16 protein-coding genes are annotated in these 20,232 nt (G+C 67.5%); 6 read left to right on the top strand and 10 right to left on the bottom strand.

The window, feature by feature from the left end:
• Nucleotides 1-9 precede the first annotated feature (9 nt).
• Together EKG36_RS17790 and htpX are read left to right on the top strand one after the other, a co-directional pair.
• Nucleotides 10-1,239: a pyridoxal phosphate-dependent aminotransferase gene (locus EKG36_RS17790; RefSeq protein ID WP_126486560.1), complete on the top strand. Its 1,230-nt coding sequence runs from the start codon at nt 10-12 to the stop codon at nt 1,237-1,239.
• A 114-nt stretch (nt 1,240-1,353) separates the two neighbouring features.
• The gene (gene htpX / locus EKG36_RS17785) at nt 1,354-2,253 is read left to right on the top strand and encodes a protease HtpX (RefSeq protein ID WP_126486558.1); all 900 of its coding nucleotides are present in this window, start codon (nt 1,354-1,356) and stop codon (nt 2,251-2,253) included.
• Between the two features lie 76 nt (nt 2,254-2,329).
• On the opposite strand, the gene pdxB is transcribed toward htpX, so the two are convergent.
• Nucleotides 2,330-3,478, bottom strand: coding sequence for a 4-phosphoerythronate dehydrogenase PdxB (pdxB, locus tag EKG36_RS17780; RefSeq protein WP_126486556.1), 1,149 nt, complete (start codon nt 3,476-3,478; stop codon nt 2,330-2,332).
• Between the two features lie 117 nt (nt 3,479-3,595).
• Here pdxB and EKG36_RS17775 point away from each other — a divergent pair, with 117 nt between their 5' ends.
• Nucleotides 3,596-3,877 carry a hypothetical protein gene (locus EKG36_RS17775; protein WP_126486554.1) on the top strand — a complete coding sequence of 94 codons (282 nt, stop codon included), beginning with the start codon at nt 3,596-3,598 and terminating at the stop codon, nt 3,875-3,877.
• Nucleotides 3,878-3,881: 4 nt separating this feature from the next.
• Here EKG36_RS17775 and EKG36_RS17770 read toward each other — a convergent pair whose 3' ends face one another.
• Together EKG36_RS17770 and rlmKL are read right to left on the bottom strand one after the other, a co-directional pair.
• Nucleotides 3,882-4,220: a glutaredoxin family protein gene (locus EKG36_RS17770; protein WP_126486552.1), complete on the bottom strand. Its 339-nt coding sequence runs from the start codon at nt 4,218-4,220 to the stop codon at nt 3,882-3,884.
• A 94-nt stretch (nt 4,221-4,314) separates the two neighbouring features.
• A complete protein-coding gene (rlmKL, locus tag EKG36_RS17765) occupies nt 4,315-6,534 on the bottom strand; it encodes a bifunctional 23S rRNA (guanine(2069)-N(7))-methyltransferase RlmK/23S rRNA (guanine(2445)-N(2))-methyltransferase RlmL (RefSeq protein ID WP_126486550.1) in 2,220 nt (739 codons plus the stop codon).
• 257 nt (nt 6,535-6,791) lie between these two features.
• Here rlmKL and rmf point away from each other — a divergent pair, with 257 nt between their 5' ends.
• On the top strand, nt 6,792-6,998 hold the full coding sequence (gene rmf / locus EKG36_RS17760) for a ribosome modulation factor (protein ID WP_126486548.1): 207 nt from the start codon (nt 6,792-6,794) through the stop codon (nt 6,996-6,998).
• An 83-nt stretch (nt 6,999-7,081) separates the two neighbouring features.
• On the opposite strand, the gene EKG36_RS17755 is transcribed toward rmf, so the two are convergent.
• Entirely contained in the window at nt 7,082-8,104 is a 1,023-nt protein-coding gene (locus tag EKG36_RS17755; RefSeq protein WP_126486546.1) for a quinone-dependent dihydroorotate dehydrogenase, read from the bottom strand.
• Nucleotides 8,105-8,226: 122 nt separating this feature from the next.
• Nucleotides 8,227-8,517: an encapsulin-associated ferritin-like protein gene (locus EKG36_RS17750; RefSeq protein WP_126486544.1), complete on the bottom strand. Its 291-nt coding sequence runs from the start codon at nt 8,515-8,517 to the stop codon at nt 8,227-8,229.
• A 103-nt stretch (nt 8,518-8,620) separates the two neighbouring features.
• Between EKG36_RS17750 and mgtE the strand changes: the two genes are divergently transcribed.
• Nucleotides 8,621-9,973 carry a magnesium transporter gene (mgtE, locus tag EKG36_RS17745; RefSeq protein WP_126486542.1) on the top strand — a complete coding sequence of 451 codons (1,353 nt, stop codon included), beginning with the start codon at nt 8,621-8,623 and terminating at the stop codon, nt 9,971-9,973.
• A 225-nt stretch (nt 9,974-10,198) separates the two neighbouring features.
• On the opposite strand, the gene EKG36_RS17740 is transcribed toward mgtE, so the two are convergent.
• The 4 genes from EKG36_RS17740 to EKG36_RS17725 all read right to left on the bottom strand — a co-directional run bounded on the left by EKG36_RS17740 (nt 10,199) and on the right by EKG36_RS17725 (nt 17,953).
• Nucleotides 10,199-15,040: an NAD-glutamate dehydrogenase gene (locus EKG36_RS17740; protein ID WP_126486540.1), complete on the bottom strand. Its 4,842-nt coding sequence runs from the start codon at nt 15,038-15,040 to the stop codon at nt 10,199-10,201.
• A gap of 193 nt (nt 15,041-15,233) precedes the next feature.
• Nucleotides 15,234-16,340, bottom strand: a complete 1,107-nt coding sequence (trmA, locus tag EKG36_RS17735; protein WP_126486538.1) for a tRNA (uridine(54)-C5)-methyltransferase TrmA — start codon at nt 16,338-16,340, stop codon at nt 15,234-15,236.
• A gap of 59 nt (nt 16,341-16,399) precedes the next feature.
• Nucleotides 16,400-17,176, bottom strand: a complete 777-nt coding sequence (murI, locus tag EKG36_RS17730; protein ID WP_126486536.1) for a glutamate racemase — start codon at nt 17,174-17,176, stop codon at nt 16,400-16,402.
• Between the two features lie 231 nt (nt 17,177-17,407).
• Nucleotides 17,408-17,953: a hemerythrin domain-containing protein gene (locus tag EKG36_RS17725; RefSeq protein WP_126486578.1), complete on the bottom strand. Its 546-nt coding sequence runs from the start codon at nt 17,951-17,953 to the stop codon at nt 17,408-17,410.
• Nucleotides 17,954-18,154: 201 nt separating this feature from the next.
• Here EKG36_RS17725 and EKG36_RS17720 point away from each other — a divergent pair, with 201 nt between their 5' ends.
• Entirely contained in the window at nt 18,155-19,525 is a 1,371-nt protein-coding gene (locus tag EKG36_RS17720; RefSeq protein ID WP_126486534.1) for a replication-associated recombination protein A, read from the top strand.
• A 35-nt stretch (nt 19,526-19,560) separates the two neighbouring features.
• Here the strand turns inward: EKG36_RS17720 and lolA are convergent, their stop codons facing one another.
• Entirely contained in the window at nt 19,561-20,190 is a 630-nt protein-coding gene (lolA, locus tag EKG36_RS17715) for an outer membrane lipoprotein periplasmic chaperone LolA (RefSeq protein WP_126486532.1), read from the bottom strand.
• Between the last annotated feature and the right edge of the window lie 42 nt (nt 20,191-20,232).

The following is a 20,232-nucleotide window of genomic DNA, read 5'->3' as shown; positions in this document are numbered from 1 at the left end:
CCCGACCCCATGGATACAGCCCCCCTCAGGAAATCGCACAAGCTCGACAACGTCTGCTACGACATCCGCGGCCCGGTGCTCGACCACGCCAAGCGGCTGGAAGAGGAAGGCCAGCGCATCCTCAAGCTGAACATCGGCAACCCCGCTCCGTTCGGCTTCGAGGCCCCCGAGGAGATCCTCCAGGACGTGATGCGCAACCTGCCCACCGCCCAGGGCTACTGCGATTCCAAGGGACTGTACTCGGCGCGCAAGGCGATCATGCAGGAATGCCAGCGCAAGGCGATCCCCGGCGTGGGCATCGAGGACATCTTCATCGGCAACGGCGTCTCCGAGCTGATCGTGATGGCCATGCAGGCCCTGCTCAACGACGGTGACGAGGTACTGATCCCGGCGCCGGACTACCCGCTGTGGACCGCCGCGGCCAACCTCTCCGGCGGGCGCGCCGTGCACTACCTGTGCGACGAGCAGGCCGACTGGGCCCCGGACATGGCCGATATCCGCGAGAAGGTCACCGGCCATACCCGGGCCATCGTGATCATCAACCCCAACAACCCCACCGGGGCCGTCTATCCGCCGGAAGTGGTCCGCGAGCTGCTCGACATCGCCCGCGAGCACGACCTGGTGGTGTTCTCCGACGAGATCTACGACAAGATCCTCTACGACGGTACCGAGCATGTGGCCACCGGCGCGCTGGCCGCCGAGGACCAGCTGGTGGTGACCATGAACGGGCTGTCCAAGAGCTATCGCTGCGCCGGTTTCCGCAGCGGCTGGATGACCTTCTCGGGCAATATCGCCAAGCAGCGTGCCGAGGACTTCCTGCAGGGCATCAACATGCTGGCCTCGATGCGCCTGTGCGCCAATGTTCCGGCCCAGCATGCCATCCAGACCGCGCTGGGCGGCTATCAGTCGATCAACGACCTGATCCTGCCCGGCGGCCGATTGCTGGCCCAGCGCGACATCACCTACGACAAGCTCAACGCCATCCCCGGCGTGTCCTGCGTCAAGCCCAAGGGAGCGCTCTACGCCTTCCCGCGGCTCGATCCCAAGGTGTTCAACATCGCCGACGACCAGCAGCTGGTGCTGGACCTGCTGCTCCAGGAGAAGATCCTGCTGGTCCAGGGCACCGCCTTCAACTGGCCGGACCCGGACCACGTGCGCATCGTCACCCTGCCGTGGGCCGACCAGCTCGAGGATGCGCTGGATCGGTTTGCCCGCTTCCTGTCACGCTATCGCCAATAATCCGCGTCAGGCTTGAAACCCGGCGCGAAAGGCCGTATCTAAGCATCTGCTTCTTCACGCCGCACCCCGCCGGTGCGGCCTCTGCGCGACAACCCCGACGGGAGACCTCCGGCAATGATGAGAATCCTGCTCTTCCTGGGCACCAACCTCGCGGTGATCCTGGTGGCCAGTATCACCCTGCGCCTGCTTGGCGTGGAGCCCTACCTGACCGCCCAGGGGATCAACTTCAATGGCCTGCTGATCTTCTGCTTCATCTTCGGCATGGCCGGCTCGATGGTCTCGCTGTTCATCTCCAAGTGGATGGCCAAGCGCACCACCGGCACGGTGATCATCGAGCAGCCATCCAACAGCAGCGAGAAGTGGCTGCTGGATACCGTGGCCGAGCTGGCCCGGGACGCCGGCATCAAGACGCCGGAGGTAGGCATCTTCCCCGCCCAGCAATCCAACGCCTTCGCCACCGGCTGGAACAAGGACGACGCCCTGGTGGCGGTCTCCGCCGGCCTGCTCAACCGCATGCGCCCGGAGGAGATTCGGGCAGTGCTGGCCCACGAGATCGGCCATGTGGCCAACGGTGACATGGTCACCCTGGCCCTGATCCAGGGGGTACTCAACACCTTCGTGATGTTCTTCGCCCGGGTGGTGGCTCAGCTGGTGGACAGCTTCCTGCGCCGGGACGACAGCGAGGGCCTGGGCTTCTTCGGCTACTTCGCGGTGGTGATCGTCGCCGAAATCGTCTTCGGCCTGATCGCCTCGGCCATCGTCGCCTGGTTCTCGCGCTTCCGCGAGTACCGCGCCGACGCTGCCGGCGCCCGGCTCGCCGGCAGCGGTGCCATGATCAATGCCCTGGCGCGGCTCAAGGCCGAGACCCAGATGCCCGACCAGATGCCGGACACCCTGACGGCCTTCGCCATCACCACCGGCCAGTCGCGCAAGCTGATGGAAAAGCTCTTCGCCAGTCACCCCCCGCTGGACGAGCGCATCCGCGCCCTCAAGGAAGCGGCCTACCGCGACTGAGCGACGCTTTCCCGCAGTGCAGGAAGGCCCGCCTATGGCGGGCCTTCTGCATATTGTGGCCAACCCGGCCTTGCGATCAGGGGGCGGTCGTCACCCGGAAGCCGGCGGCCTGCAGCGGTCCCGCCAGCCGTTCGGCACCCGGCCGCAGGGTCACCGCCAGGGTGGCGAATTCCCGGCGCAGCGGGTAGCTCGCTCGACAGGCATCGAAGCCCATCGCCACCCCCTGGCAGCGGCTCTCGCGGTTCAGGCTGTCGTGGTCCCGGCGCACGTCATAGACGGCGCGCATGCACAGCCGCAGGGCTTCCTCGACCTCGAGGCCAGCCTCCAGGGTGAGGCCCGACAGGGGGGGCGGCGGCGCCAGCATCTCGAAGGTCAGGCGGGCCGGCAGGCCCAGGCGATGAGCCAGTGCCTGGTAGATACGGTGGGTGCCGCGCAGCTTGCCGTCGAGGCTGTAGCCGGCGACATGCGGCGTGGCAATCGCCGCCAGGTCCCGCAGGGCCGCGTCGATGGCAGGCTCGCCTTCCCAGACATCCAGTACGGCGGTGATATCGCCCAGGGCGGAGAGCCGGCCCCGCAGGGCCTGACCGTCGAGACAGTCGCCGCGGCCGGCGTTCAGGACCACGCTCCCCGGCGCCAGCTCGGCGATGCGCTGGGCATCGAGCAGGTGGTGGGTGGCATGGGGCCCGTCACGCACCAGTGGGGTATGCAGGCACAGCACGTCGCAGGCCTCGACCAGGGTATCCAGGTCGACGAAGCCCTCGTGCCCCTCCCTCTCGGCCCGCGGGGGATCGCAGGCCAGGCAGTCGATGCCCAGCGCCTGGAGGTGCTCCAGCAGCCGCCCGCCGACATTGCCCACCCCGACGATGCCGACCCGTCGCTCGAGGAGCCGGAAGCCCTGTCGCTCGGCGAGGGTGGCCAGGCTCCCCAGCACATAGTCCACCACCGCATCGGCATTGCAGCCCGGGGCACTGGCGAAAGCGATGCCCCGCGCGGACAAGGCCGCCGGATCGACATGGTCGGTACCGATGGTGCAGGTGCCCACGAAACGCAGCCGCGACCCGGCCACCAAGGCCTCGTCGACCCGGGTGATGGAACGGACCACCAGCGCATCGGCCGAGCGTACCGTGTCAGCATCGATCTCGCGGCCCGGCACCCGCACGACCTCGCCCAGGGGGGCGAAGCATTCCATGGCGGCCGGGACATTGGCGTCGACGACGATTCGCATGATTCTCTCCTGCCACTAGGCCCGCATGGCTTGTTCAGCGGCCACGAGGGCTTACAATACCGGCCTATGTTACACGAGCGGCGCGTCCCTGCGCCGCCGCCGACACCGGGAGTCGCCGTGATCGTCCGCTGGGAAACCGACCATGACTACGTGCTGGTACATGTCCACCAGGACATGTTCGGCGACTGGATCTTCAGCCGCGCCTGGGGACAGATCGGCACCCAGTTCGGCGGCCTGAAGCATCAACTCGCCGATGACCACGCCCAGGCCATGATGTGGCTCGACGACGAGGCCACCATCCAGACCTCCCGCGGCTTTCGCAAGGTGCTCGAGGCCGATGACCACAGTCCCGAGGGGCGCGACGCGGTGAGCCAGCTCTCGCTGCTCGACAACGCCTGAACGGTCAGCCCAGGTAACGCCGTCCCCCGCGCATCTGTGCCCCCCGGGCCGTCGGACGGTCCGCGTCGTCCTGCTGTAGCTGCCGCCAAGCTGCCTCGTCCAGCCAGCCCCGGGCCGCCAGCCAGTCGGCCAACCGCGCCGGCTCGAAGCCGCGCTCCAGCTCGGCTCCCTCGGCGTCCCTCAGCACCGGGATACGCACCCCGTAGCGGGCCATCAGGGCCTCGTCGTCGCTGATCTCGACCCGCTCCAGCGTGACCTCGTCGCTGGCCAGCCGCCCCAGCCAGGCCTCGAGCGCCTCGCAGAGGTGGCAGCCCAAGGTGGTGTAGAGCGTCAGGTGAATCATGCCTCCTCCCCATCTTCCAGCTGACAGTGACGGATCAGGAAGCCATGCTGCTGGTCCGGGCGGCGTTTTGCAGATCGAGAGTGGGTCGCAGGTCTCATGCGCTCTGCCCCTCCCCGGTCTGAGGGTGACGGATCAGGAAGCAGTGGTGCAGGTCCGGGCGTCTCGAGAAATCCGGGTCGAAGGTCTTCGCCGAGATATCCTCCACGGCAAAGCTGGCAGCCAGGTCGGCATCCAGCGTGAAGCGTCGCTGGTTGTTGGAGAACACCAGGGTCCCGCCCGGGGCCAGGCGTGCCATGGCCAGGCGCACGAGCCGGCCATGGTCGCGCTGCACGTCCAGGGTATCGGCCATCTTCTTGGAGTTGGAGAAAGTCGGGGGGTCCAGGAAGATCAGGTCGAACTGCCCCCCGGCAGTCTCCAGCCAGTGCAGGCAGTCGTCCCGCACCACCCGGTGGCGCGACGGGTCCAGGCGGTTGAGGGCAAAATTGTCCCGCGCCCAGTCGAGGTAGGTGTTGGACAGGTCGACGCTGACGCTGTCGCTGGCGCCGCCGTCCCGCTCGGTGCCAAGCGCCGCCTGCACGGTGGCCGTGGCGGTATAGCAGAACAAGTTGAGGAAGCGCTGGCCCGGGGCCAGCTCGGCCAGCAGGCGACGTACCGGGCGATGGTCCAGGAAGAGTCCGGTGTCGAGGTAGTCGCGCAGATTCACCCACAGCCGCGCCCGCCCCTCGCGAACCTCGAAGCGCTCGCCGCTGGCCGCCTGCTTCTGGTACTGGGCCCGGCCACTCTGGCGCTCGCGGCGTTTGACCACCACCCGTGACGGATCGACCTCCAGCACCTCGGGGATCACCGCCAGGGCATCGAAGAGCCGCTTCTGGGCCTGGCCGGCATCCACGGACTTCGGGGCGGCGTATTCCTGGACATGCACCCGGTCACCGTAGACGTCGATCGCCAGGGCATACTCGGGCATGTCGGCGTCGTAGAGCCGGTAACAGGTCTCGCCGGAGCGCTTGAGCCACTTCTTCAGCCGCTTGCGGTTCTTCTCGAGGCGGTTGGCGAACATCTGCGCGCCTTCGGAGCGCGGCGCGGATGCCGGCGCCTGTGGCGTCTCCCCGGCATCGCCGGCCTCGCCTTCCGGCACGTCCATCAACAGCAGCCTGGCATCCAGGGGACCGTTCTTCAGCGAATAGTGCTTGTGGGCGCGCAGCCCCGTGCGATGGCCGAGGTCGGGATTGGCGGTAAAGATCGCCAGGCGCCAGCCGGGGAAGGCTTGGCGCGCCCGCTCACCGAGCGCCGCATAGAGGCCGACCAGTTCCGGCAGCTCGCCGAGACGCTCGCCATAGGGCGGGTTGGTGATCAGCAGCCCCCGGTCCTGCTCGCCGAGCGTCGCCGGCCGGGTCAGGTCGCTCACGCTGCCCCCCTGGAGCTCGATCAGCGCCGGGATGCCGGCGCGCATGGCGTTGGCCTTGGCCGCCGACAGCGCCGGCGGGCTCTGGTCGAAGCCGTAGAGGCGGCATCGGCAGCGCTTGCGGCCGATGCTCGCCCGGGCCTCGGCCTCGCGCCTGAGCTCGCGCCAGAGGGCCGGGTCGTGACCGGCCCAGCCGTGAAAGCCGAAACGCTCGCGGTGCAGGTTGGGCGCCATGTCGGCCGCGATCATCGCCGCCTCGATCAGCAGGGTCCCGGCCCCGCACAGGGGATCCACCAGCGGCGCGCCCTCACGGGCCAGCGCCGGCCAGCCGGCCCGCACCAGCAGCGCCGCCGCCAGGTTCTCCTTGAGCGGGGCATGGCCCACGTCGCGGCGATAGCCGCGGCGATGCAGGCTGTCGCCTGAGAGGTCCACCCCCAGGAGCAGGCGCCCCCGGTGCAGGTGGGCATAGAGGCGCAGGTCGGGCCGCCGGGTATCCACGTCGGGCCTGACCTGTCCCTCGGTGTGCAAGCGATCCACCACCCCGTCCTTGACCGTCTGGGCTCCGAATCGGGTGTGGCGGATCGCCTCGGAGCGACCGTGAAAGTCCACCGCCAGGGTCGCCCCGGGGGCCAGGTGGGCCCGCCAGTCCACCGCGGCGGTGGCCGCGCGAAGCTGCTCGGGCGTCTCGATGCCCTCCTCCCGGGCCAGGCAAAGCACCACGCGGTTGGCCAGGCGCGACCAGAGACAGGCGCGGTAGGCCCCAGCCAGGTCGGCACGGAAATGCACGCCGGCCACGGTGGTCTTGCCGGGCTCGGCGCCCAGGCCGGCCAACTCGTCGGCCAGCAGCAGCTCGAGGCCCTTGGGACAGGTGGCCAGGAAGGCGTGGGTATCAGGTTGTCGTGTAATGCTCATGGGATGTCCATCGGCGTGGCATCTAGCCGCCTCGTTAGCGTGACGACCGAGTGTACGTCTTGTTACAAATCAGTTGTCGACAGCGATGACCGGGTTGCGCTATCTATGAGTTGGTAGCTACCTGACAACGCATGCGTTCCTGTCAATGGGTCTTTCTCACTGGCGGCGTCTCACGCCGCCTCTCGGGACCCGACAACACGGGTTTGACGCCCTCTTGAGCGTCAAATTCCATCGGTACCTTAGCAAGAGGTAGTCCAATGAAACGACAGAAACGTGATCGCTTCCAGCGTGCCTATGTCCATGGGTACAAGGCAGGTCTCTCAGGTCGTTCCCGTGATGACTGTCCGAGTCAAGATATCAATCTACGCGAGTACTGGATGAGCGGTTGGCGTGAAGGTCGTGGAGATCAGTGGTCCGGCATGACGGGCGTCTCCGGTATTCACAAGAACCCCATGGTGATCTGACCCCCTAGCCCGGGTGGATCGCCGTTCGTCGACAGAACGAACCCCTCAAGCCCATGGCCGAGCCATGGGCTTTTTAGTGCCTCTCAGATCCAGTGCCGCGCCTGCAACGCTCGGGCGCACTCCCCCACCAGGCCCGGCCCGCGATAGATGAAGCCGGAATAGAGCTGTATCAGGTCGGCACCGGCCTCGACCTTGGCCAGCGCGGCCTGGCCGCTGTCGATGCCGCCCACCCCGATGATCGGCATGGTCGGCAGGTGGCGGCGCAGCTCGCGGATCACCGCGTTGGAAGGCTCGAACACCGGCCGCCCCGAGAGGCCGCCCTGCTCCTCGGCACCGGGTTGGCCCGCGACCGCCTCCCGGGAGATGGTGGTGTTGGTGGCGATCACCGCATCGATGCCATTGCTCGCGAGGCTCTTGGCGACCAGCCCCACCTCCTCGGCGTCCATGTCGGGGGCGATCTTCACCGCCAAGGGCACGCGGCGGCCGCTTTCACGATCGAGCCGACTCGCCTCCTCGCGCAGGGTCCCCAGCAGCTGGTCCAGGTGCTCGCCGAACTGCAGGTTGCGAAGCCCCGGGGTATTCGGCGAGGAGATGTTCACCGTGATGTAGTGGGCATGGGCATGCACCTTGCGCAGGCAGACGAGGTAGTCGTCCGCCGCATGCTCCACGGGCGTGGTCAGGTTCTTGCCGATATTGATGCCGATCACGCCCGCGTAGCGGGAGCGACGGACCTGCTCGACCAGATGGTCGACGCCGGCGTTGTTGAAGCCCATGCGATTGATGATGGCTCCGGCCTCGGGCAGGCGGAACAGTCGCGGCTTGGGGTTGCCATCCTGGGGCTTGGGCGTCACGGTGCCCACCTCGACGAAGCCGAAGCCCAGGGCCCCAAGGGCATCCAGATGATCGGCGTTCTTGTCGAGTCCCGCGGCCAGGCCGACGCGATTGGGGAAGCGCAGGCCCATCAGCTCCACCGGGTCCTCGACCCGCCCCCCGGCAAGCCGTCCCGACAACCCGAGGCGTTCAGCCAGGTCCAGCGTCGAGAGCGCGACCGAATGGGCCTTCTCGGCGTCGAGGCGGAACAGCAGCGAGCGGGCAAGCGAATACATGACATCTCCTGACGGGCGGCGGGGGGCACGGGGCCGAATCGGGGCGCGAGTATAGCGCAGCCGCCCCACGACGACGAACCCCGCCGAGGGGCGGGGTTCGTCGTTCGCTGGTCGTGCCGGGGTCAGTGGCCGATGTCACCTTCGCGGAACAGAAACGCCCGCAGGTGCTTGTCCAGGGTCGGGTCGCGGCGGCGCAACCACTCCAGGGTCATCGCTGCGTGCTCCTTCTCCTCGTCGCGGTTGTGCTCGAGAATCTTGCGCAATTCGTCATCCCGGCAGGCGTCCACCCGCTGGTTGTACCAGTCGACTGCCTCGAGCTCCTCCATCAACGAGACGATGGCCCGGTGGTAGTCGCGTGTCTCGCCGGTGAGTTCCTCGACCGGCTCATGATAGCCCTCGCTGGCACCTGCCATGTGACGCTCCTTTTGTGGTCTACTGAAGCACAGATCAGGGGTCCAACATAGGACACATCGAGGCCACCAGTCAGCCTCGATGACGCGTTGCCAGGGAGACGACATGACCGAGACAACCGAGACGCTGGAACACCGCCTGTCGCGCATTCACCTGGCCCTCGAACAAGAGCACCTGGAGCGGGTCGACGACGTCATCGCCGACCTGGAACCCGCGGAGGTCGCCCTGCTGCTGGAGTCGCTGCCGCCCAGCGAGCGGATCCGACTCTGGGAGCGTGTTCCCCAGGAAGTCGACGGCGAAGTGCTGCTGCATGTCCATGACGAGGTCCGCAGCACCCTGATCGACGACATGGACCATGCCGAGATCGTCGCGGCCACCTCGAGCCTCGACACCACCGACCTGGCCGAGATCTTCGAGGACCTGCCCCAGCTGGTCGCCGAGGACATGCTGCGCTCCATGGACGAGCTGCAGCGCACCCGCCTGCAGGAGACCCTGGCCTTCGAGGAGGACTCGGCCGGGCGCCTCATGCGCACCGACACCATCGCCGTGCGGGCCGACGTCAGCCTGGAGACGGTGCAACGCTTCCTGCGCTGGAAGGAGGCCGTGCCGGACAACACCCATTCGCTGATGGTGGTCGACCGCAACGGCCTGTTCATGGGCGTGCTGTCGCTGGCGAGACTGGTGGCCAACGACCCCGAGAGCGCGGTGGCCGACCTGATGGACCCGGAGGTGGACAGTATCCAGGTGACCATGAAGTCCCGGGACGTGGCCACCCTCTTCCAGACCCACGACCTGGTCTCGGCGCCGGTGGTCGACGACCAGGGACTGCTGCTCGGCCGCATCGTCATCGACGACATCGTCGACGTCATCCGCGAGCATTCCGAGCAGGCGCTGATGAACATGGCAGGCCTCGACGAGGAGGAGGACCTCTTCGCCCCGGTGCTGCCCAGCGCCAAGCGCCGGGCAGTGTGGCTAGGCATCAACCTACTCACGGCCTTCCTGGCCGCCTGGGTGATCGGGCGCTTCGAGGCGGCCCTCGACCAGCTGGTGGCCCTGGCGGTGCTGATGCCGATCGTCGCCAGCATGGGAGGGATCGCCGGCAGCCAGACCCTGACCCTGGCCATCCGCGGCCTGGCGCTGGGCCAGATCAGTCGTACCAACAGCAACTGGCTGCTGCGCAAGGAGGTCGGCATCGCCGCCCTGAATGGCCTGCTGTGGGCCCTGGTGGTGGCGGCCCTGGCGGTAGCCTGGTTCGGCAACCTCGGCATCGGCATGATCATCGCCGCGGCCCTGGTGATCAACATGCTGGCCGCCGGCGTGGCCGGCATCGTCATCCCGTTGCTGCTCAAGCGGGTGGGCATCGACCCGGCCCTGTCGGGCTCGGTGGTGCTGACCACGGTCACCGACGTGGTCGGCTTCATGTCCTTTTTGGGCCTGGCCACGCTCTTCCTGCTGTAACCCGTCCCCGCCATCCCGGCCTGGAACGACGAACCCCCGCCATCTGGCGGGGGTTCGCGTTTCCGGTACCGTCTGGGACCAAGGGATGAGCTCGTTCGGCGCCGGACCACCCGCGAGAGGCGCTGTAGGCCCGTCCCTGGGCGCTACTTTTGCCATTCCCGGTCAAAAGACCTGCGCTGCGGCTTGCCCCCGGAGCTCTTCTCGCATGCCGTTCGGCAACGAGCCCTAAGCCTCGCTGTTGCTCTCGGCCAGGTCCACCAGCTCGCGGACCGCGACGGCGAACAGCGGGAAGCCTCCCTGGCTGCCACTGCCGACCTCGTCGATCAGCCGGCACCAGCGGCCGTGCATGCTCTCGTGCAGCGACAGCCAGCGATCAACCCGCTCGGCGGTCTCGCGGGGCCCATCCTCCATGCCCAGCACGCTGGCCGTCAGCGCCAGCTGCTGGCGCTCGATGTCATCGCGGAAGGTCTCCCGGGCCTTGGCCTGCCAGCTGTCGGTGACTTCAAGGCGGGTGACCTGCTGCAGGATCCACGGCAACTCCAGACGCGCACCGACCTCGTAGAAGATCTCGGCGACCCGCTGGGGCTTGTCGCCGGTCTGCCGCGCGGTGTGGATGATGCCCAGCGCCGCATACAGGCTGTTCGCCGCGGCCACGGTGCTGGCCAGGGCCTCGGGCACACCGGCCTCGACCAGCTCGTCACGACGCTGCTGCCACTGGGTATGCTCCTCGCCACGCAGACGCTTGCCGATGTTCTCCTGCAGCTGGGCCAGGCGCGGGGCGAAGTAGTCGATGGCATCCCGGGTGGTCATGCCGCTGCGCTGGCGCAGGAACCAGCGGGTGGCCCGGCGCAGCATGCGCATCAGGTCGAGCATCATCGAATACTGCACCTGAGTCGGTACCTGATTGTCCAGCGCCTCGACCTGCTCCCAGGTGCGCGCCAGCTGGAAGCTGTCCCGAGCAATGACATAGGCCCGCGCGATGTCCGCGCGACCGGCCCCGGTGGAGTCGATCAGGCGGCGCACGAAGACCACCCCCATGTGGTCGATCATGTCGTTGGCCACCTGGGTCGCCACGATCTCGCGCTTCAGGCGGTGCTCGTACATCTCGTCGCGGTAGCGCTCGACCAGCACCGCGGGGAAGATACGCTCCACGTAACGCATGATGGTCGGGTCATCCGGCACGTCGGAGGCGATCAGGTCCCCCTTGAGCACGCTCTTGGCGTAGGAGATCAACACCGAGAGCTCCGGCAGGGTCATGCCCTGATGATGAAGGGTCCGCTCCTGCAGCTCCTCGTCGCTGGGCAGAAACTCCAGCTCACGGTCGATCTGGCCGGCGGCCTCGAGCTCGCTGATGAAGCGACGGAAGGGGCCGATGCCCTTCTGGGAGAGCCGCTCGGCAAGGTCCAGAGCCTGGGTCTGGCGATAATTGTCCAGCAGCACCAGGTCGGACACCTCCTCGGTCATCTCGGCGAGCAGCTGGTTGCGCTGCTTCTCGGTCATGTCGCCCCGAGCCACCACCTCGTCGATGAGGATCTTGATGTTGACCTCGTGGTCGGAGCAGTTGACCCCGCCGGCATTGTCGATGAAGTCGGTATTGACGCGTACGCCCTTGGCGGCGGCCTCCATCCGGCCACGCTGGGTCAGGCCGAGGTTGCCGCCCTCGCCGACCACGCGGCAATTGAGGTCCCGACCATCGATGCGCAGGGCGTCATTGGCCTTGTCGCCGACCTGGGCATCGGTCTCCTCGCTGCTCTTGACGTAGGTCCCGATCCCGCCGTTCCAGATCAGGTCGACCCGGGACACCAGCATGGCGCGAATCAGCTCGTTGGGCGAGAGCCGGTCCTCGCGGATGTCGAAGGCCTGCTTCATTTGCGGCGTGATGCGAATCGACTTGGCACTGCGCGGGAAGATGCCGCCGCCCTGGCTGATCAGCGAGGTGTCGTAGTCCTCCCAACTGGAGCGTGGCAGCGCGAACAGGCGCTGGCGCTCGGCGAAGCTGGCGGCGGCGTCCGGGGCTGGGTCGACGAAGATATGCAGGTGGTTGAAGGCCCCCACCAGGCGAATCTTGTCGGAGAGCAGCATGCCGTTGCCGAAGACATCGCCGGCCATGTCACCGATCCCCAGCACGCTGAACTCGTCCTGCTGGGTGTTCACCCCGAGGCCGCGGAAGTGGCGCTTGACCGACTCCCAGGCGCCCTTGGCGGTGATACCCATCTTCTTGTGGTCATAGCCGTTGGCCCCGCCGGAGGCGAAGGCATCCCCCAGCCAGTGGCCGTACTCGGTGGAGATCTCGTTGGCGATGTCGGAGAAGGTCGCGGTGCCCTTGTCCGCGGCCACGACCAGGTAGATGTCGTTGTCGTCATGGCGGACCACGTCGCGGGGCGGCATCACCTCGCCCCCCTTGAGGTTGTCGGTGACGTCGAGCAGGGCGCGGATGAAGGTCTTGTAGCAGGCGATGCCCTCCTGCTGCAGGGCATCACGGCCACCTCCCTCCGGCAGACGCTTGCAGACGAAGCCGCCCTTGGCGCCCACCGGCACGATCACCGCGTTCTTGACCTGCTGGGCCTTGACCAGGCCGAGCACCTCGGTGCGGAAGTCCTCGTGACGGTCGGACCAGCGCAGCCCCCCGCGGGCCACCTTGCCACCCCGCAGGTGAACGCCCTCTACCCGCGGCGAGCAGACGAAGATCTCGTAGGCAGGGCGAGGCTTGGGCATGCCGGAGACCCGCGAGGGCTCCATCTTGATGGCGATGTAGTCCTTGAAGCGCCCGTCGTCGGCCTTCTGGTAATAGTTGGTGCGCAGCGTCGCCTGGATCAGCTCCATGTAGCGACGCAGCAGCTGGTCGTCGTTGAGGCTCGGCACCTCGTCCAGCAGCGCCAGGATACGCGCCTCGCACTCGGTGATCTCGCTGGGCTCGGGACGGTCGGCGGGATCGAAGCGCAGCTCGAACAGGGTCACCAGCTCCCGGGTGATCTCGGGATGGTTGACCAGAGTGGTGGCGATGTAGTCCTGGGACATGCCGAAGCGGATCTGCTTGAGGTAGCGGGCATAGGCCCGCAGCATCGCCACTTCCCGCCAGTCCAGGTTGGCGCCGATGATCAGCCGGTTGAAGGCGTCGTTGTCGGCCTCGCCGGTCCAGATGCGCTGGAAGGCGTCGATGAACGGCTCGCGCATTTCCTGGAGGTTCACCTCGACGCTGGTATGGTGCTCCAGGGTGAAGTCATGCACCCAGTAGGACCGGTCGGTGGCCTGGACCTCGTAGGGCCGCTCGCCGAGCACCCGCAGTCCCAGGTTCTCCATCATGGGCAACACGTCGGAGAGCGGAATCGGGGCATCGGCATGAAAGAGCTTGAGGTTGACCCCGCTGCCTTCTTCCTCGATCAACCGGTAAAGCGACAGCGCCAGGGGAATGCCGTCGTCCAGTTCGCCGATGTGCTGCAGGTCATAGACCGCGGTGCGCGCGCTGAAGTCATCGCGGTAGCTGGCCGGGAAGGCGTCGCGGAAGCGGCTCATCAGCAGGTTGGCCTGCTCCTCGCCGAACCCCTCGATGGAAGCGTTGAGCAGGTCGTCGCGCCAGTTGCGGGCCAGCTTGACCAGCTTGTCTTCCAGGCGCTTGATATCGTAGTCCACCGGGCGCTGGTCGTTGAAGCGCAGGATGAACTGGATCCTCGCGAGGACCGACTCCGACAGGTAGGTGTTGAAGTCGCCGAAGGTGGCGTCGAGCTCCTCGCACAGCAGCTCCTGCAGGCGCAGGCGCAGCTCGGTGGAGAACACGTCGCGGGGCACGAACACCAGGCAGGAGTAGAACTTGCCGAAGCGGTCCTCGCGGATGAACAGCCGCACCCGACGGCGCTCGCGGATATCGAGGATGCCCAGTGCCGTCTGGGCCAGCTCCTCGATATCGATCTGGAAGAGATCGTCACGGGGATAGACCTCGAGGATCTGCAGCAGCTGCTTGCCGTTGTGGCCCTTCGGGTTGAAGCCGGAGATCTCCATGACCGACTGGAGCTTGCGCCTCAGGATCGGCACGTTGCGCGGCGACTCATTGTAGACGGTGGCGGTGAACAGGCCCAGGAAGCGCCGTTCACCGATCACATTGCCGTGCTCGTCGTAGCGGTCGATGGAGATGTAGTCGGGATAGGTCGGCCGGTGGATCCGGGCGTGATGGGCGCTCTTGGCGAAGGACAGCAGCTGGGGCACCAGCACGAAGTGGTCACCATCGACCCCCTGGTCGGTCCGGATCCGCTCGCGATAGCGGGGCTGGTCGAGGCGGAACACGCCGAGCTCGCTGCCGGGCACCTTGTCGAGGCGCTGGCGACTGCCGTCCGCCTGGACCTCGTACTCGTCATAGCCGAGGAAGGTGAAGTTGTCCTCGAGCAGCCAGTTCAGAAAGGCGATGGCCTCGCGATGGTCCTCGGGGTCGACCTGCTCGGGGCGGCAGGCCTCGAGCTCGGCGATGGCCGCCCGGGCCTGCTCGCACATGGTGTCGAAGTCGCGCACGGCGGTACGGACGTCACGCAGCACCTCCTGCAGGCTGGCCTCGATATCCTCCAGCTCGGCCGGGTCGGAGTGGCGATCCACCTCGATGGCGATCAGCGACTCCCGGGCCGCGGACGCCCCGGCGGCCTTGGGGGCCATCACGGTCTCCAGGTGATGTGCCTTGTCGCGCTCCACGGCCAGCACGGAGTTGTGGATGGCATGGACGGTCATGCCACGGCGGTTGAGCTCCACACGCACCGAGTCGACAAGGAACGGCATGTCCTCGTGGAGCACGGCGATGAAGGTGTGGGTCGACTGCCAGCCATGTTCCTCGAAGTCGGGGTTGAAGACCCGCACCTTGGGCGCCTCGGGGTCGAGCTGCTGGATGAAGTGCCACACCGACAGGGTCGCCCCGTAGAGATCGTCCAGCCGGCGGTCGGCGAGGTCCTCCAGCGGCACATTGGCATAGAAGAGCCGAGCGAAGGCATCGACCGCCGCGGCCTTGTCCTTGTCCAGACGGCTTTGCAGCCGTTCCTTGAGCTGCTTGAGCAGATCCTGACGGGTCTCCTCGTGTGCGACTTGTAGCATCCATCACCTCGACTGCCAGCGGCCGCGGTTCGCGGCCGGGATCACTTGACGTAGGAAAGCGGGCCTAGCCCCCATGGCTCAAGAGCTTACGTCAATCCCCGCACCATCCCTAACGACATGCCCCTTTGCTCATGATGCATGTCGGTTGCGCATCGCGCCTTGACAAGGCCGCCACGACTTGTCCTGCCCCTGGTCAGTCCCGTTTTGTCAGCAGCACCCCGCATTCGCAATGGTGGGTCCAGGGAAACTGGTCGAACAGGGCGAACCGTTGCACCTCATGGGTTCGGGTCAGGGTCTCCAGGTTGCGGGCCAATGTCTCGGGGTTGCACGAAATATAGACAATCCGCTGATACTCGCTGAGCTGGCGGCAGCTGGCCTCGTCCAGCCCGGCCCGGGGAGGATCCACCAGCACCGTGGAGAAATCGTAGTCGTCGAGGCCCATCTCCGCGACTCGCCGCCCGCCCTTCTCGCCCCGCAGGGCCTCGGCGAACTCCTCGGCGGACATGCGTCCCACCTCGGCATTGGCGATGCCGTTGGCCGCCAGGTTCTCCCTGGCACTGGCCACCGAGGTCCGCGAGATCTCGGTGGCCAGCACGCGGCGGAAGTTCTCGGCCAGGGCGACGGTGAAGTTGCCGTTGCCGCAATACAGTTCCACCAGGTCACGGTCCTGGCTGCCGGCAGTGACGTCCCGCGCCCAGGACAGCATGGACCGGCAGATCTCGGCATTGGGCTGAGTGAAGCTGTTCTCCACCTGCTGGTAGACGAACTCACGGCCATCGACGGCCAGGCGTTCCCACACATGGTCTCGGGTCAGCACTCGGCGCTGCTTGCGGGCCCGGCCGATGATCATGATGTCCAGCGCCCGTTCGAGGGCACGGGCCTCGATCTCCCAGGCCTCATCGAGCTGGCGGTGGTAGATCAGGGTGACCAGCGCCTCGCCGGACAGGGTGGTGAGGAACTCGACCTGGAAGAGCCGGTGGCGCAACACGGGCGCGTCACGCAGGGCCTCTCGCAGGCTGGGCATCAAGGCGTTGATGCGCCGGCTGGCCACCGGGAAGTTGTCCAGCCGGATCACCGTCTTCTGCTTGGGGTCCGCGAGGTCGACCTCGAACATGGCATAGAAGAGGTCATCACCCTCGTGCCACAGGCGGAACTCGCAGCGCTGGCGGTAGTGACTGGCCGGCGAGGGATAGACCTCCAGCGGCGGGGGCGAGAAGCGGGCGAAATCCGCGGTCAAGCGCTCGCGCTTGGCCGCGAGCTGCTCGTCATAGCGGTCGGGTTCGACAACGGGAATGGCCACGGCGGCTCCTGGATGGTGATCGAAGGGACACGAAAGGCATGAGAACGGGGCCTTGGCCCTCAGGCCAGGACGAGCCGGCGACTGTCGACGAAACCGAAGCCGGCGAGGCCGCGCGCGAGGGCCGGCGACGGCGCGGTCACCCAGCCGACCTCCGGCGCCGGCCGCCGCTGAGGGCCGACGACGACCTGCCCGGTGCGCCGGGCGATGGCATCGCCCGAATCCACCCAGCGCAGCGGTCTGGGAGCCGCCTCGACGAGCTGGTCCCGCAGCAGCGGGAAGTGGGTACACCCCAGGACCAGGGTGTCGAGGTCGGCCAGCGCCTCGAGCGGCGCGAGCACGCGGCGGATACGCTCGAGCTCGGGCGTCTCGCCGAGCACCAGGCGCTCGGCCTCCCCCACCAGAGGGTCGGCGGCAAGGCGCGTGACCCGGCAGTCCCGGGCGAAGTCCTGGATCAGTCGCAGGGTGTAGGGACGCGCCACGGTGGCACTGGTCGCCAGCAGTCCGATATGCCGGCTGTCGCTCAGCCCCGCGGCTGGCTTGATCGCCGGCACGGTACCGACCACGGGCACCGCCAGGCTCTCGCGCAGCGCCTCGAGGGCCAGGGTGCTGGCGGTATTGCAGGCCACCACCAGGCCACTGCAGCCACTGGCGGCCACCGCCGCCCGGCAAACGGTCAGGATGCGAGCCACCAGCCAGTCATCCTCGCGCACCCCGTAGGGCAGCATGGCATTGTCACAGGCATAGGCCAGGGCGACGTCGGGCAGCCGGCGGCGCAGGGCCGCGACCACCGAGAGCCCGCCCACCCCGGAATCAAAGACCAGGATCGGGCCCGCCATCAGCCCTCCCCCGACAGGCCGCTCGCCCACCCTCGCTCCCCCCGGAAGGGAAGGGTCGGCAGGAGAATGGCAAGGGAGGTATCCGGCATGGCGTCAGGCCCCGTCTCAGGATGCGGGGCATTCTACCTCAGCCGGGCGCGGACTCGAAGGTGCCGGGCATCATCCGGCGCCCCGCACGGTCCCACGGCACCGTGCGGGGCGATGAGCCGGTACGTCGGAGAACGGCGTCCCTCAGGTCGCGGGCTCGGGGGCATCCCGGAGTTCGGCATAGAGCTCCGGATAGGCCTCCTGCAGGCGCTCCAGCTTGGCAGCGGCACCTTCGGGAAGGGACTCGGCCAGGGTCTCGAGGTCGCCGTCCTTGAAATGTTCTCGGATCAACGGAAAGAGCAGCTCCCGCTCGTCTCGAAGATAGGCGCGATGCGCCTCCACGTAGGCCCGCAGATCGTCGGCGAAGCGATCCATGGGGATCACCGCATCCATGAGGATCATGTCGAGGTCGTCGGAGAGGCGCTTGAGCTGGGCCTTGAGCGACCGGTAGTCCTTGGCGAGCCGCCTGGTCACCTCCTCGGACTCGGGGGCCACCTGCTTCAGCCGCTCGGTGCAGACCTTCTCCAGGGGCTGGGTGAAGCCCTCCTGATAGTCGAGGATATAGTCCACGACTTCCCGGACCAGCTGGAAGTTTGGCCGCTCACCGGCCGCCAGGGTCTTCTGCTTGAGCTGCAGAACGTGCAATATGCGGGCCATATTGGCATGATCCTGGCGCAGTTGATTCAGCATGGGCATTGCGGAGGCCTCCTCTGTAATCAGGCACATGGACGCAAGGCACCTTGAGTTGACTCGCCTTGTCCCGTGGGGTTCCCGGTGGTGCGTGATGGAGTTATCACCCTAGCCCGCCACCGGGATGTTTGCTCGCCGTCCATGGTCGAATGTCCAGACTCGACGTATCCACTCTAGCAGCCGTCAGCGGAGGAGTCAGAAATGGACCTGTTCCAGCAGGCCACGTCCGAGGAAACCGCGCCCCTGGCCTGGCGCATGCGCCCGCGCCGGCTCGCCGACTATATCGGCCAGCAGGCCCTGGTGGGCCCCGGCAAGCCACTGCGCCGCATGGTCGAGAGCGGCGTGGTGCGCTCGATGATCCTGTGGGGGCCGCCGGGAACCGGCAAGACCACCCTGGCGGAGATCCTCGCCGAAGAGTCCGGTGCCCACCTGGAGCGCCTCTCGGCAGTGATGGCCGGCGTCAAGGACATCCGTGCCGCGGTGGATCGCGCCCGGACCGCCCAGGGCCAGGGGCGCGGCACCCTGCTGTTCCTCGACGAGATCCATCGGCTCAACAAGAGCCAGCAGGATGCCCTGCTGCCTCACGTGGAGTCCGGCCTGCTGACGCTGATCGGCGCCACCACCGAGAACCCCTCCTTCGAGGTCAATTCGGCGCTGCTGTCCCGGGCCCGGGTGCACGTGCTCAAGGCGCTGTCCGAGGAAGAACTGATGCGGGTGCTGCACCAGGCACTGGCCGATGAAACCCATGGTCTGGGCCGGCGCCGCATCGCCGCGGACGACGAGGTCCTCGCCCTGCTGGCACGCGCCGCCGCCGGCGATGCACGCCGCGCGCTGGGGCTGCTGGAGACCGCCTGCGACTTCACCGCCCCTGAGGGCGAGGGCGAACGCTTGCCCCGCGAGGCCCTGGAGGACGTGATAGGTCACACCGCCAGCGCCTTCGACAAGCAGGGCGACCACTACTACGACCTGCTTTCGGCCATCCACAAGTCGATTCGCTCGTCGCGGCAGGATGCCGCCCTGCTCTACATCGCCCGCTTCCTGCAGGGCGGCGGCGATCCCCTGGACGTGATCCGTCGCCTGGCAGCCATCGCCTCCGAGGACGTGGGCAATGCCGACCCCCGTGCCTTGCCGCTGGTCATGTCGGCCTGGGATGCCTACCTGCGCCTCGGCGACTACGAGGGCCAGCGGGCCATCGCCCATGCTGCCATCCACCTGGCGGTGGCGCCCAAGAGCAATGCCATCGACCAGGCCTGGAGTCGGGCCAAGGCCTTCGTCGCTGCCCAGCCGATGCTCGAGGTGCCGACCTACCTGCGCAACGCCCCGACCAAGCTGATGGAGTCGCTGGGCCACGGTACGGGCTACCGCTACGCGCACCGCGAGCCCCACGGCTATCCGTCAGGCAGCCGGCACGACTGCTGGCCCGAGGACGTCCCGGCCGAACGCTTCTACGTCCCCAGCGACTACGGCCAGGAAAAGCGCTTCAAGCAGATGCTGGAGTGGCGCGCCGGCCTGGATGCCCAGGCCGATGGCCGACGCCCCAACGACACGGGCCCCGGGTCACCCGAGGGGTGAACCGGGGCCCGGCGCCCATCACGAGGAGCGGGGAATCAGCCGCCCTCGCGGATCACATCGGTGCCCTCGGGCAGCTCTACGCGGAAGCGGCCATCGGAGACCTCGACGTTCTGCTGCACGTCACCGAACTCGATGGCGGTGCGCTGGCCAGTGCTGTCGGTCATCTGCAGAAAGCCCAGCCGCTCGCCGTGGAAGGTCAGCCTGAGCTCCTCGAACAGGGTATCGGCGCTCTTCGGGACGAGGGTGAAGGTCTCCGACGCCCCCTGTTGACTGCGCGACACCGCGTAGCTGTCGGTAAGCTCGTCGGCGCTGCCGGAGAGCAGCAGTGCGGGGGTGTGGGTGACCCGCTCGTCCAGCGCCTGGACCGTGGCCTGCTGCAGATCCGGGTCGTAGAGGGTCACCTGTTCGCCGTCGGAGACCACGATCTGCTCGTAGGGCGCCTCCACCTCCCAGCGGAAACGTCCCGGGCGGGACAGCCACATCCGCCCGCTGGCCTCCTGGAGGCGCTGGCCGCTGCTGTCGAGGATCTGCTGGTCGAAGTCGGCAACGTAGGTCTGTACCGGCTCCAGCATCCGGGCCAGCCGGTCGGCGCCGTCGCTGGCCAGCGCCGAGGCCGGGGCCAGCGCCGCCAGGGCCAGGGCGGCAAGGGTCGTCTTCACTGTCATTTCGCTGTCTCCCTGAGCGGGTCCATGGTCGCGTCCTGTGTC

This window comes from Halomonas nitroreducens (genome assembly GCF_003966155.1).
In the GTDB taxonomy this organism is placed as follows: Bacteria; Pseudomonadota; Gammaproteobacteria; order Pseudomonadales; family Halomonadaceae; genus Halomonas; species Halomonas nitroreducens.
Note: the sequence above shows the minus strand (reverse complement) of the source record. Positions and strands in the feature narration are given on the sequence as shown.